Origin of the sequence: Paractinoplanes brasiliensis (genome assembly GCF_004362215.1) — a bacterium.
Classification (GTDB): Bacteria; Actinomycetota; Actinomycetes; order Mycobacteriales; family Micromonosporaceae; genus Actinoplanes; species Actinoplanes brasiliensis.
This window is the reverse complement of record NZ_SNWR01000002.1, coordinates 1,115,067-1,128,388: the sequence shown is the minus strand read 5'-3', so window position 1 is coordinate 1,128,388 and position 13,322 is coordinate 1,115,067. Positions and strand designations below refer to the sequence as shown.

The 13,322-nt window shown below is 72.2% G+C and carries 12 protein-coding genes; all 12 read left to right on the top strand.

All coding sequences use genetic code 11. The features are described from left to right. The first annotated feature begins 259 nt into the window (after nt 1-259). The gene (locus C8E87_RS37245; protein WP_243755192.1) at nt 260-952 is read left to right on the top strand and encodes a DUF881 domain-containing protein; all 693 of its coding nucleotides are present in this window, start codon (nt 260-262) and stop codon (nt 950-952) included. Between the two features lie 38 nt (nt 953-990). Further along, nucleotides 991-1,371: a glycine cleavage system protein GcvH gene (gene gcvH, locus C8E87_RS37240; protein ID WP_133878076.1), complete on the top strand. Its 381-nt coding sequence runs from the start codon at nt 991-993 to the stop codon at nt 1,369-1,371. Nucleotides 1,372-1,535: 164 nt separating this feature from the next. Continuing rightward, nucleotides 1,536-1,988, top strand: a complete 453-nt coding sequence (odhI, locus tag C8E87_RS37235; RefSeq protein WP_133878075.1) for an oxoglutarate dehydrogenase inhibitor Odhl — start codon at nt 1,536-1,538, stop codon at nt 1,986-1,988. Nucleotides 1,989-2,056: 68 nt separating this feature from the next. Next, nucleotides 2,057-2,728 (top strand): transcriptional regulator FtsR, encoded by a 672-nt coding sequence (ftsR, locus tag C8E87_RS37230; protein ID WP_133878074.1) that lies wholly within the window; start codon nt 2,057-2,059, stop codon nt 2,726-2,728. A gap of 123 nt (nt 2,729-2,851) precedes the next feature. Beyond that, nucleotides 2,852-3,319 (top strand): bifunctional nuclease family protein, encoded by a 468-nt coding sequence (locus tag C8E87_RS37225; protein ID WP_133878073.1) that lies wholly within the window; start codon nt 2,852-2,854, stop codon nt 3,317-3,319. 148 nt (nt 3,320-3,467) lie between these two features. After that, entirely contained in the window at nt 3,468-4,022 is a 555-nt protein-coding gene (locus C8E87_RS37220; protein WP_133878072.1) for a MerR family transcriptional regulator, read from the top strand. Nucleotides 4,023-4,084: 62 nt separating this feature from the next. Then, on the top strand, nt 4,085-4,756 hold the full coding sequence (locus C8E87_RS37215) for a class I SAM-dependent methyltransferase (protein WP_133878071.1): 672 nt from the start codon (nt 4,085-4,087) through the stop codon (nt 4,754-4,756). Nucleotides 4,757-4,796: 40 nt separating this feature from the next. After that, the gene (locus C8E87_RS37210; RefSeq protein WP_133878070.1) at nt 4,797-5,006 is read left to right on the top strand and encodes a hypothetical protein; all 210 of its coding nucleotides are present in this window, start codon (nt 4,797-4,799) and stop codon (nt 5,004-5,006) included. Nucleotides 5,007-5,281: 275 nt separating this feature from the next. Further along, a complete protein-coding gene (locus tag C8E87_RS37205) occupies nt 5,282-7,531 on the top strand; it encodes an FxsB family cyclophane-forming radical SAM/SPASM peptide maturase (protein WP_133878069.1) in 2,250 nt (749 codons plus the stop codon). Between the two features lie 52 nt (nt 7,532-7,583). Further along, the gene (locus C8E87_RS37200) at nt 7,584-8,273 is read left to right on the top strand and encodes a TIR-like protein FxsC (RefSeq protein WP_166661402.1); all 690 of its coding nucleotides are present in this window, start codon (nt 7,584-7,586) and stop codon (nt 8,271-8,273) included. Further along, entirely contained in the window at nt 8,270-9,454 is a 1,185-nt protein-coding gene (locus tag C8E87_RS37195; protein ID WP_133878067.1) for a TIR-like protein FxsC, read from the top strand. The genes C8E87_RS37200 and C8E87_RS37195 overlap by 4 nt, the downstream gene beginning before the upstream one ends. Continuing rightward, the gene (fxsT, locus tag C8E87_RS37190) at nt 9,438-13,304 is read left to right on the top strand and encodes an FxSxx-COOH system tetratricopeptide repeat protein (protein WP_133878066.1); all 3,867 of its coding nucleotides are present in this window, start codon (nt 9,438-9,440) and stop codon (nt 13,302-13,304) included. The genes C8E87_RS37195 and fxsT overlap by 17 nt, the downstream gene beginning before the upstream one ends. The last annotated feature ends 18 nt before the right edge of the window (nt 13,305-13,322 follow it).

The following is a 13,322-nucleotide window of genomic DNA, read 5'->3' as shown; positions in this document are numbered from 1 at the left end:
CGCCCGCCGATGGACTTGCCGACCGTCGAGCTGGACGGCCCGACCCAGCGGCTCGGCACCCCGATGGAGCTGCCGCCCGAGCCGGCCCCCGATCCGGCGGCGCCCGCGGATCCGGGGGAGGCGACCCGGGTTCTGGCCCCGCAGCCCAAGACGCCGCCCGGCCAGGGCCCGGACGAGCCTGTGACGAGCGAGGAGCCACCTGAGCCCGTACGGGGGAAGGAAGCGCGACCGGGGGCAACCGGGCCGGACCGCCGCCGGGTTGCTCAGCAAACGGCCCAGCTCGGCCGGCGCGTTGATCCTGGTGTTGCTGGCGTTGTTCGGGTTCACGCTGGTGGTGCAGCTGCGGAGCAACGACAGCGACGAGGGCCTGGCCAGCGCGCGGCAGGAGGACCTGGTGCGCATCCTGAGCGACCTGGAGGCGCGCGACAGCCGCCTGCAGAGCGAGATCAGCGCGCTGGAGACCAGTCAGCGGCAGCTCACCTCGGGTGTGGCGGGCCGGGAGGCGGCGCTGACCGAGGCGCAGAAACGGGCCGACGAGCTGGGCCTGCTGGCGGGAACCCTGGCGGGGCGCGGGCCGGGCCTGCGGATCGTGATCGACGGGGTGAAGGCGAGCGCGATCCTCAACACGGTGCAGGAGCTGCGCGGCGCCGGTGGTGAGGTCATGCAGATCGCCGGGGCGGGTGGCCGGCCCGTACGGATCGTGGCGTCGAGCTATTTCGTCGACGCGGAGGGCGGCGGCATTCTGGCCGACGGTCAGGGCCTGTCCGGACCGTACGTGCTGACCGTGATCGGGCAGCCGTCGGTGATGCAGACCGCGTTGCAGATCCCGGGCGGGGTGGTGGCGTCGGTGAACAGCGGCGGCGGTAGCGTGACGTTGGAACAACGGACGTTGGTCGAAGTGACCGCCGTCCGGGACGCCAAGACATTGCAATACGCACGTCCGGCGTCCTGAAAGGGGCGCCGGGGAATCGTGAAAACGGGAGAGAACGCGTGATTCCTGAGGACCTGCGGTATACGGCTGAGCACGAGTGGGTGGCCGGCGACGGCAGCGGGCCCGTGCGGGTGGGTATCACCCACTTCGCTCAGGACGCTTTGGGCGACATCGTCTTCGTTCAGCTGCCCGATGAGGGCACCGAGGTGGCGGCGGGCGACTCGCTGGGTGAGATCGAGTCGACGAAGAGCGTTTCGGAGATCTACGCGCCGATCGCGGGCACCGTGGTGGCCAAGAACGCCTCGTTGACCGACGAGCCCGAACTGATCAACGCGGAGCCGTATGCGGCGGGGTGGCTGGTGGAAATCGCGCCGGCCGATTCCGGGGCGATTGCGCAGCTGCTCGACGCCGGCGCATACAAAGCTTTGACGGAGAGCTGACCGAAGGTCAGCGCGTCCGGTTGCCCCGCGATATTGGCCCTGACTAGGGTTGCGGGGCACAAGTGTTATGCCTTTGAAACCGATAGTCGTGCGTCCAAGCCTTACGGCGCGGCGGGGGAGACCTTTGCCGCACGCCACGACCAACTGATCCGTGAGGTGGTCCGATGACGCGCCCAGACGACGAGTTCCCCCCACTCGACGTCACGTCCACGCTGAACCTCGGCGCCCTCGACGAGGTGCTCGAGGGTCCCGACACCGACGTGGTGCCGAGCCGCATGTCCGGTTCGCTCCCGCCCGGGATGGCGCTGCTGGTGGTGCGCCGGGGTCCCAACGCGGGTGCCCGGTTCCTGCTCGACCACGACGTGACGACCAGTGGACGTCACCCCGACAGTGACATCTTCCTCGACGACGTGACGGTGTCCCGCCGCCACGCCGAGTTCCACCGCGACGGCGGCACCTTCACGGTGCGCGACGTGGGCTCGCTGAACGGCACCTACGTCAACCGGGAGCGGGTCGAGGCGGCCACGCTCAGCAACGGTGACGAGGTCCAGATCGGCAAGTTCCGGCTGGTGTTCATCGCTGGGCCGCGGCCCGAGGGTGAGGGCAGCCAGGGGTGACTTCGCCGGGGGCGGCCGCGCGCGACCCGGGGGCCTCGCGTCCCCAGGGCGGGCGCGAGCCTGCGCTGATGAGCATCGGGGAGGTGCTGGCCCATCTGCGCACCGAGTTCCCCGACACGACGATCTCGAAGTTGCGGTTCCTGGAGGCGGAGGGGCTGGTCGATCCTCAGCGCACCGCCTCCGGGTACCGGAAGTACTCGTGGAACGACGTCGCGCGGTTGCGATTCGTGCTGACGGCACAGCGCGACCAGTATCTCCCCTTGCGGGTGATCCGCGAGCAGCTCGACCGCATGGAGGCCGAGGAGCCGGTGGCGCCCAGCCGCCCGGCCCTGGTCGCCGTGGGCGGTGAGAAGGCGGCCGATCCGTCCGACACCCGGGTCCCCCGGGAGGATGTGATGGAGCGCACGGGCGCCTCGGCCGAGCTGCTCGACGAGCTGGAGCGTATGGGTCTGGTCACGGCGCGTCCGCCGGGGTGGTACGACGGCGACGCCGTGATCATCGTGGAGGCCGTGGTGGGTCTGACGAAGTTCGGGCTGGAATTGCGGCATCTGCGGGGTTTCCGGGCCGCCTCGGATCGTGAGGTCGGCCTGTTCACGCAGCTCCTGGCGCCGCTGGTGCGGCAGAGCGACCCGGCCGCGCGGGCCCGGGCGCATGAGACGGCCCGCGATCTGCAGGCGCTGTCGCAGCGTCTGCACGCGGCTTTGGTGCGGGCGGGGTTGCGCGGCGAACTCGGTCGCTGAGGCCGGTTCGCCTAGGCTTTTTCAGGGGTATGCGGCAGCCGTAGGATCCGGACGGCGTGCGTGTACCGTGCAGGATAGGGGCAGCCGTTGCGGGGCGGCGCGAAAACGACACGGAGGCGGGCGGTGCGCGAGCTGAGCGTGGTCGGAGTCCGGGTGGAGCTGCCGAGCAACCAGCCGATCGTCCTGCTGCGAGAAGTCGACGGTGATCGGTATCTGCCGATCTGGATCGGGGCGGTCGAGGCGACCGCGATCGCGTACGAGCAGCAGGGTGTCAAGCCCGCTCGTCCGCTCACCCACGATCTGCTGCGGGACATCCTGGCCGCCCTCGAGGCGCCGCTGACCGCTGTCGAGATCACCGAGCTGAAGGACAACGTCTTCTATGCCGATCTGCTGATCGGTGAGGAGGGGGTGCGGGTCTCGGCCCGGCCCAGCGACTCGATCGCGCTGGCCCTGCGGGTGGGCGCGCCGATCCGCTGCGCCGATCAGGTGCTCACCGAGGCCGGCATCGTGATCCCCGACGAGCAGGAGGACGAGGTCGAGAAGTTCCGCGAGTTCCTCGACCAGGTCCGTCCCGAGGATTTCGCGGGCTGAGCCGTCCCCGGCCCGGGGGAAAGATCGACATCTGCCTCGCTCGTGCGCGGCGTGTCGCCGGGTTACCTGGCTGTTTCCGCGGGCGCCGAGATATACGCTCGTGAAGTCCAGGTGAAGCGGCGGCACCGCGCAGCGGGGAGGTGGTCGCGTGCACGAGCAGCCCCTTGAACATGAGGGTCCCCTCGTCGGCGAGGACGGCTCGGTCGGTTATCGCGGGGTGACGGCGTGCCAGGCGGTCGGCATCAGTTACCGCCAGCTCGACTACTGGGCGCGGACGACGCTCGTGGTGCCGAGCATCCGCGACGCGTCCGGCTCCGGCACGCAGCGGCTCTACTCGTTCCGTGACCTGGTCGTTCTCAAGGTCGTCAAGCGTCTGCTGGACGCCGGGGTGTCGTTGCAGAACATCCGCCGGGCCATCGAGACCTTACGTTCGCGCGGCGTCGACGATCTGGCCGGCATCACGCTGATCTCCGACGGCACCACGGTTTACGAGTGCCGCTCGCCGGAGGAAGTGGTCGACCTGTTGCAGGGCGGCCAGGGTGTGTTCGGCATCGCCATCGGCGGCGCCTTCAAAGAGATCCAGGGCTCGCTGACCAACCTGCCGGCCGAGCCGGCGGGTGGCCCCATCCCGGTCGGTTCCGACCCGGCGCCGTCGGCGGGCGACGAGCTCGCTGCCCGCCGGGCCCGCAAACGCGCCGGCTGACCGGTTTGCTGTTCCGGCAACGTTCGTAGGAGATCGGACCGCTGTTGCCGCAGGCTGGGCACATGAGCGACGAACATGCGTGGGACGCCCGGTACGCCGAGAGCCACCGGATCTGGAGCGGCAAGCCGAACGTGGTGCTGGTGCGCGAGGTGAGCGATCTGCCCGCCGGCCGTGCGCTCGATCTGGGGTGCGGCGAGGGCGGCGACGCGATCTGGCTGGCCCAGCGCGGCTGGCAGGTCACCGCGGTGGACATCTCCGGGGTGGCCGTCGAGCGGGCCAGGCAGCACGCCGCCGAGCGGGGCGCCGGCACGATCGACTTCCAGAAGCGGGACCTGGCCGCCGACTTCCCGGAAGGCCAATACGACCTGGTCAGCGCTCAGTTCCTGCACCACTGGGGCCCGTTCGACCGCGAGTCCGTCCTGCGCCGGGCGGCCGCCGCCGTGGCGCCGGGTGGGGTGCTGCTGATCGAGGGGCACATGGACACCGGGCCGGTGCGCCGCCCCGAGCACGACAGCATGCCGCCGCTTCCCGGCCCCGGTGAGGTGGTCGAGAGCCTCCAGCTGGACGACGGGTGGGAGGTGCTGCTGGCCGAGGCGCACCCGCGCGAGCAGGTCATCGACGGGGTGACCCACCACCGCACCGACAACACGGTCAAGGTCCGCCGCCGGTCAGGAGCCGGTCATGGTGCCGGCCGAGGTGTGCAAGGAACGCCGGAGCCGCTGGTCAGTCCGTGAAACCCCGGCGCGGCGCCCGGTCACCGCGTACGGTCGGAACGTGATCCCGCAGCACTTTCCGCTCTATCTGCGTGAGGCCGGCGCCGCCGCCCGCGATGACAAGGTGTGGCTGGTGGTCGGCTGGATGCCGGACAAGGTCTCCGGCCTGCCGCGTCAGCCGGTCGCGTTGCTCTGCGACGGCGACGTCGAGGAGCCGCGGGTGCTGGAACAGACCACCGTGTTCCGGGTGATCGGGCACAACCGGCACTGACCTGGGGCCGTACGTGAGCACCCTGCGTGCCCGTGACATGACCTCCAGTGTTGTCTATGCTTCCAGATGCCTTTGACCGGGATCTGGGGGAATTTGACGTGCCGTTGCCTACCGCGAAAACACCCGCTCCGCGCCCGCTCGACGAGGCTCGCCGGAGCCCCATCGACCGGATCGAACGGACGGCGTCCGCGACGATCGTCCGGCGCATCGTCCGTCACGAACGGACCCGCGACCGATCCGACGTCACACCCTTCACCTCGGGCATCTGAGCCGGGGTGGACACGCCGTGGCGCCCGCTGCGCCACTTCGTGCTGAAGGTCCACAGCCGCTGCGACCTGGCGTGTGATCACTGTTACGTCTACGAGCACGCCGACCAGTCGTGGCGGGGCCGGCCCGCGGCGATGGCGCCGGAGACTGCCCGGGCCGCGGCGGGCCGGATAGCGCAGCATGCCGCCCGGCACGGCCTGACCTCGGTCGGGGTGGTGCTGCACGGCGGTGAGCCGCTGCTGCTCGGGCCGCGGCGGCTGCGCGCTGTCCTCGAGGAGCTGCGCGGCACGATCTCGCGTGTCTGCGAGCTCGACCTGCGGATGCAGACCAACGCCGTACGCCTCGACGAGCCCGCCTGTGACCTGCTGCTCGAGTTCGGGGTGCGGGTCGGGGTGTCGCTGGACGGCGGCCGCGCCGAGAACGACCGTCACCGCCGCTACCGCAACGGCGCGTCCAGCCACGACCGGGTCCGGGCGGCGCTGCGACGGTTGCGTGAGCCGCGCTACCGCCCGCTCTACGCCGGGCTGCTGTGCACCGTCGACGCCGCCAACGACCCGATCGCCGTCTACGAGGCCCTGCTGGCCGAGGAGCCGCCCCGCATCGACCTGCTGCTGCCCCACGCCACCTGGGACACCCCGCCGCCCGCGCCCCTCGGCACGTGGCTGACCACGTTCCACAACCGCTGGGCGGCCGACGACAGGCCGGTTCCCGTACGCCTGTTCGACTCGATCCGTTCGCTGGGCCTCGGCGGCCCGTCCCAGACCGAGGCCGTGGGCGTCGACACCGGTGACGTGGTGGTGGTCGAGACCGACGGGGCGTGGGAGGAGCCCGACTCGATGAAGACGACCCGGCCCGGTGGCGGCGCGACCGGGCTGACCGTCTTCGACGCCTCGGCCGACGACGTGACCGAGCTGCCCGCGATGCGCCGCCGCCGGGCCGGGCTGTCCGCGCTGTCGGCCACCTGCCGGGCGTGCTCGCTGGTCCGGCAGTGCGGCGGCGGGCTCACCGCGCACCGCTGGTCGCGTGCCGCCGGCTTCGACAACCCCTCCGTGTACTGCGACGACCTGAAGGAGCTCATCATCGCGATCAACGAGCACCCCGGTCCGGTCGCGGGCGATCTCGGCGCGCTCCCGGCGGACGCCTTCGACGGTCTCGGTTACGGGTACGGCGACGCCGCGGCGGTGGCGCTGCTGGCCGAAGCCGAGCTGGCGGTCAACCGGGCCCTGGTGGCGGAGGTGGCGGGCGAGACCGCGTTCGGCAGCCGGTTGCTGGCCGAGCTGGAGAGTCAGGCGCCCGGCGTGTTCGACGAGGTGCTGCGGCACCCGTTCGTGAGGTCGTGGGCGGTCAGCTGCCTCGACGGCGGCCGCGACTGCGACCCGGACTGGGCGGCCGCGATCGCCGCCGCGGTGGCCGTGCGCGCCGGGCTGGCCGCCGAGGTGCCGGTGCGGGCCCACGGCGGGCGCATCCACCTGCCCACTGTCGGGTTCTTCGCGGCCCCGGCGGCCGAGGTGATCGTGACCGCCGGGCCGGGCTCGTTCACGCTGCGCTGGCCGGGCGGCCGCACAACGGTCACGGCCGGCGGCGCTGCGCGGGGGTGGCACGAGGCGCGGTGGGTGACCGTGGACGGCGTACGGATCCTGCTCGAGGACGCCGACCCGTACCGTGACCGCCTCGAGCACGCCGCCACCGGCCACCTGGACGCGGCGGCCGCCGGTGGATGGTCGGCGGCGCTGGCCGGCGCGTGGTCGGCGCTGAGCCTGGACGCGCCCGACCAGCTCGGCGGCCTGCGTCAGGGGCTGCGCGCGATCGTCCCCCTCGCCCCCGCGCCGGACGGCACGCTCCGCAGCGCCACGTCCCGGCACGCGTTCGGGGCGCTCGGCATCGCGCACACCGCAGCGCCGGAGCTGGCCGTGCTGCTGGTGCACGAGTTCCAGCACACCAAGCTGGGCGCCGTGCTCGACCTGATCGACCTGGTGCCCGACGACGCGGGCGGCGACCGGCTGCGCGTCGGCTGGCGACCCGACCCGCGCCCGGTCGAGGCGGCCCTGCAGGGGGCGTACGCGCATCTGGCCGTGGCCGACGTGTGGCGGCGCCGCGCCGACCGCAACGGCGACGACCAGGGCCGCGGGCTGTTCCGCACCTACCGCGACTGGACCGCCGCGGCCATCGACGCGCTTCGCTCGGGTGACCGGCTCACCCCGGCCGGCGCGCGCTTCGTGGGCCGCATGGCCGACACGGTGAACAGCTGGCCGGGTTGACCGGCGACCGTCCTGGATGGAGGTTGCGATCACGTGGTTGACTGAGCGTCCTGTGGCAGAGGATGCGGGCAAGTCCGAGGCGGCGGGGCACGACGATCCGTCGGCCCCGGTGTTCTTCCTGAGCTACTGGCGGCCCGACCCGGCCAAGCACGGCGCCGGGCAGCCGCGTGAGCCCAACCGGTTCGTCATGCAGTTCTTCGACGAGCTCAGCGAGAACGTCAACAACCTGATCGGCTCGATGCCCGGCCGCGATCCCGGTTTCCTCGACGTGGCCCGCGGCGGCGGCGAGCTGTGGGAAAGGCAGCTGCTGCACGCGGCCGGCACCTGCCAGGTCTTCATCTGCCTGCTGTCCACGCCGTACCTGACGGGCAGCCAGTGGTGTGCCCGCGAGTGGGACCTGTTCACCCGCCGCGAGGTGCGCCCGCGTCACAGCCTCGCCCAGCCGTACGAGACGGCCGTGGTGCCGGTGCTGTGGACGCCGCTGAGCACGCCCCTGCCGCCGGTGGTCTCGGACGTCAACCTGTTCGTGCCGACCCGGCTGCGCGACGACTACCGCGCCGAGTACCAGGCCGAGGGGCTGCTCGGGCTCCTGCGTACGGGGCAACGGCTGGTCTTCGACACGGTGGTGTGGCGGATCGCGCAGCGGGTCGTCGACATCCGCCACAACTACTGGGTCGAACCGCTGCACCTGCCCGGCTCGGGGGAGCTGCGCACCGACTTCGAGCGGAGGGCGGACGTGTGACGCGGTACTACTTCTACCTCAGCTACGGCCACTCGGTGCGGCTGCGCGCCGGCGACCGGCCCGACACCGACCACTGGGCCGGGCAGCTGTTCACCGAGCTGTCGGCCGAGGTGGCCCGGCTCGTCGGCGCCGACCGCCGCGCCCAGGTCGGCTACTACGACGACCTGGTGCAGCCGCTGACCGACTGGAAGGCGGCGCTGGCCGGCGTGCTCAGCACCACCGACGTCTTCGTCGCGCTCTACTCGCCGGGCTACTTCAACAAGTCGTGGCCGCTGCGGGAAAGGGCCTCGTTCGCCAGCCGCTACGCCGACCCCGCGATGGCCGACCACTTCTTGGTGCCCGTGCTATGGGTGCCGTGGCCGTCCTGGGAGCACGAGGCCGAGCGGGCGGCCGCGCTGCGCCTGGGCGCGGGCGTCCCCGAGTACGCCGAGGAGGGTCTGCAAGCCCTGTCCCGGCTCGGGTTGTACCGCAAGCAGTACCGCACCATCGTGCGGCGGCTGGCGTACCGGATAGTCACCCTGGCCGCCGAGGCCCCGAAGCCCGCACCCCTGGCCGTCGCGATCGACGAGGTCACCGCCGAGCCGACCGCCCCCACCGAGATCCTGTTCACCGTGGGGGTGCTCGCCCCGCAGCGCGCCGACGTGCCGCCGGGCCGCTCGCCCGGCTCGTACGGGTCGTCGCCGCGCGCGTGGACCCCGTACCGGGACCTGCAGCACTTCCCGATCACCGAGTACGTCGCCAACGTCGCCGAGCGCCTGGGTCAGCCCGCCCGCATCGTCGACCGGCCCGCCGACCTCGGCGCGCTGGCCCAGGGGGCGGCGCTGGTGCTGATCGACCCGTGGGTGGCGGCCACCCCCGAAGGCCTCGAACGGCTGGCCGGGCTGGCCGGGCGGATCCCCGAATGGGCGACGGTGCTGCTGGTCGCCGACCGCAGCGATCCGGAGTACGCCGCGCGCGGCGCCACCCTGCACGCCCGGGTGGCCGATACCCTGATCGCCGCCGGGATCGCCCGTGGCCGCATCACGCTGCTGCGCGACGCCGACCGGCTCGTCGAGCGGATGCCGTCGATCATCGATCAGGCCTGCACGGCGTACCGCAAGACCGCACCGGTGTTCCTGCCCAAGGGCGCCGACTCGACCCTGCCGAAGCTCACGGGGAGCAGCGATGACCGAGAACCGTGACGGGAAGGTCGTCACGTTCTACTCGTACAAGGGCGGCACCGGCCGTACGATGGCGCTGGCCAACGTGGCCTGGATCCTGGCCGCCAACGGCAAACGGGTGCTGGTCGCCGACTGGGACCTGGAATCGCCCGGGCTGCACCGGTTCTTCCGGCCGTTCATCGACCCGCGGGCCCTGGCCGACTCGGGCGGCGTGATCGAGCTGGTCCGCGGCTACGAACAGGCCACCCTGCAGGACGTCGAACGCGACGACGACTGGCACCGCGAGTACGCGAAGGTCAGCCGGCACGCCTTCACGATCAGCTGGGACCACTTCCCGGAGGGCGGCACGCTCGACTTCCTCGGCGCCGGCAGCCAGAACCAGGACTACGCGCGCAGCGTGTACGAACGCGACTGGGACGAGTTCTACGAACGGCTCGGCGGCGGGCAGCTGTTCGACGCGCTGCGCGAGGACATGCGCAGGCACTACGACTACGCCCTCATCGATTCCCGTACGGGGTGGAGCGACGTCGCCGGCATCTGCACCGTCCACATGCCCGACGTCCTGATCGACTGCTTCACGTTCAGCGAACAGGGCATCGACGGCGCCGCCACGGTGGCCGCCAACGTCTCGGCGCAGCAGGGCCGCCGGCAGATCCGCATCCTGCCCGTCCCCATGCGCGTCGACCTGGCCGAGCTGCAGCGCGCCGACGCGGGCCGGCTCGCCGCCCGGCAACGGTTCAGCGGCCTGCCCGCCGGGATGCAGGGCCGGGAACGCGACGCGTACTGGTCCACGGTCGAGGTGCCGTACGTGCCGTTCTACGCGTACGAGGAAACCCTGGCCACCTTCGGCGACCGGCCCGGCTCGCGCAGCTCGATGCTGGCCGCGTACGAGACCATCACGCACTACATCACCGGCGGCGAGATCTCGGCCCTGCCGCCGATGGAGGAGTCGCTGCGCGAACGCACGGCGGCCCGGTTCGTGCGCCCGGCGGTCCTGCCGGAGTCCACGATCGCCCTGCGGTACGCGCCCGACGACCGGATCTGGGCCGAGTGGATCGCGAAGGTGCTGCAGACGGCCGGGGTCACCGTCAACGCGGTCGCCGTCGACCCGGACGCCGACAGCGTGCCCACCCCCGAGGGCCGCCCGCTGACCGTGGTCTCCGGCGCCAACGCGCTCGCCGAGCAGGCCCGGGTGCCGTCCGGCCGGGACCCCCGTACGCCCCTGGTCGTCTACGTCGCCGACGTGAGCGCCCTGCGGGGGCAGTCCGAACGCGACTCGGCGTTCCTGGTCGGCCAGACCGAGGAGGCGGCGGTAGGACGGCTGCTGCGGCTGGTCGGGCACCCCGTCGACGAGTTCGACCGCGGCCGCATCGGGCTGCGTTTCCCGGGCCGTTCGACGGTGCTGTTCAACGCCCCCATCCGCAACGTGCAGTTCACCGGCCGCGAGAAGGACCTGCTCGACCTGCGCGACCAGTTGCAGAGCAGCAGCAGCCCGGTGGTGCTCTCGGGCGCGTCGCCGGTGGCGCTGCAGGGCATGGGCGGCATCGGCAAGACCCAGGTCGCCATGGAGTACGCCCACCGCTTCCGCAACGCGTACGACTTCGTGTGGTGGATCGACGCCGACCCGGTCACGTTCGTCGACACCCAGCTGTCCGACCTCGCCCGCGAACTCGGCCTCGCCCCCGACGGCGGCATCGCCGACCAGGCCCAGGCCGTGCTGGGCGCCCTGCGCCGCGGCCGCACCCTGGGCCGCTGGCTGGTCATCTTCGACAACGCCGAGGACATCGCGGCGGTCACCCGGTTCCTGCCCAGCGGCCCCGGCGGCCACGTCATCGTCACCTCCCGCGACGCCGCCTGGGGCGAACGCGCCCAGGTCGTGCAGGTCGACGTCTTCGACCGCCGGGAAAGCGTCGCCCACCTGCGCAAACGGGTGCCCAGCCTGCGCACCGAGGACGCGTCGCGGCTGGCCGAGCTGCTGGGTGACCTGCCGATCGCGGTCGCCGCCGCGGGCGCGTGGCTGGCCGACACCGGCGCACCCATCGACGACTACCTCGAGCACATCGAACGGTACGGCCCGGCCAACCTGGAATCGGTGTGGGACCTGTCGCTCAAACGCCTCGAGGAGCGCTCCGTCGCGGCGTACCGGCTGCTCACGCTCTGTTCGGTGCTGGCGCCGCAGATCGCCCTCGACCTGATCTACAGCGACCGGATGGCCGAGCTGCTCAGCCCGCTCGACCCGATGGTCACCGACCCCATGTACCGCGGCGCCCTCGTGCAGCAGATCAACCGGCTGGCGCTGCTCAAGCTCGACATCGGCGGCGGGCAGATCCACGTGCACCGCATCGTGCAGCACGTCGTCCGGCAGCGGCTCAGCCCGGAAGAACGCGACGACGCCCGCCGCGAGGTGCACCTGGTGCTCGCGGCGGCCCGCCCGACCGGCGAGGTCGACGACCCGGCCACCTGGGCCCGGTTCCGGCAGCTGTGGCCGCACCTGGAGGCGTCGCGGGCCCACCTGTCGCACTCCGAATCGGTCCGCCGGCTGATCATCGACCGGGTCCGGTACGTGTGGCAGTCCGGCGGCTACAACGACGGCCGCCGCCTGGCCGAGGAGTACGTGCGCCGCTGGACCGAGCTGCGCGACGAACTGCCCGGCGACGCCGCCCGCGCGTCGCTGAGCCGGCAACTGCTGCAGCTGCAGTTCCACCTGGCCAACATCCTGCGCGACCGGGCCGACTTCGCCGAGGCCCGTGCGCTCGACGAGAAGGTCCTGGCCGAGCAGCGTGAACTGCTCGGCGACCAGCACCCGAACACGCTCACCACGGCCGGCGGGCTCGGCGCCTCACTGCGCGCCCTGGGCCTGTACGCCGACGCGCTGCGCCTCGACGAGCAGACCACCGCCGCCTGGACGGAGATCTTCGGCGAGGACGTGCTGCGCACCATGATGGCGATGAACAACCTGGCCAGCTCGCTGCGGCTGTCCGGGCGGGTGCGCGAGGCCCGCGACCGCGAACGCCACCTGTACGAGCGGTGCACTCTGGTGCTGGGCGAACACCACACCCAAACCCTGTCGGTCGGCTCCAACTTCGGCCGTGACCTGCGCGAGGCCGGCGAGTACCTGGAGTCGATCACGCTGCTGACCGACATCCTCAACCGCACCCGGCAGGCGTTCGGCGACAACTCGCCCCGCACGTACAGCGTGATGGCCAACCTGGCGGTCTCCGAACGCAGCGCCGGGCGCAACCGGGAAGCGGCCAACCGGCTCGACACCGCGTACGACAACCTGAACCGGCTGCTCGGCCCGGACAGCCCGGAAACCCTGGCCTGCCGCCTGAGCCGCGCGGTCAGCCTGGCCGCGATCGGCGAGCCCGACACGGCGGCCGACGAGATGGCCCGGGTCGAACGGTCCTACCGGACCAGCCTCGGCGCCTCCCACCCGCACACGCTGACCTGCCTGAACAACCGCTCCACGGTGGCCCGCGCGACCGGCGACCTGGGCACCGCGCGCCGCCTGGCCGGCGAGGCGGCCGACAGCTTCGAACGGCGTCTGGGCCCCGACCACCCGTACACCCTCGCGGCCCGCATGAACCAGGCCATCTTCACGGCCGAGTGGGGCGCCGTCCCCGAGGCGTACGCGATGATCGTCCCGGTCACCGAACGCATCGAACGCCTGCTGGGCCCCGAGCACCCCGACACGGCCCGCGCGGTGGCCAACCTGACCCTGATCCGAGCCGACGTCGAGGGCCGCAACGCCGGCGCCGAACGCGACGCGCTGCGCCGCCTGCGCGAGGCCCTGGGCGAGACCCACCCGGCCGTGGAGGCGCTGCGGGAGGGCCGTTACGTGCACCGCACCCTGGACCCGCACCCCTTCTAGGACCAGGCGCATCCGCGA

What these genes read in the sequence shown, in the direction of transcription:
- ftsR (WP_133878074.1), top strand. Translation starts at nt 2,057, where the DNA reads ATGAGCATCGGGGAGGTGCTGGCCCATCTGCGCACCGAGTTCCCCGAC.
- odhI (WP_133878075.1), top strand. Translation starts at nt 1,536, where the DNA reads ATGACGCGCCCAGACGACGAGTTCCCCCCACTCGACGTCACGTCCACG.
- C8E87_RS37215 (WP_133878071.1), top strand. Translation starts at nt 4,085, where the DNA reads ATGAGCGACGAACATGCGTGGGACGCCCGGTACGCCGAGAGCCACCGG.
- fxsT (WP_133878066.1), top strand. Translation starts at nt 9,438, where the DNA reads ATGACCGAGAACCGTGACGGGAAGGTCGTCACGTTCTACTCGTACAAG.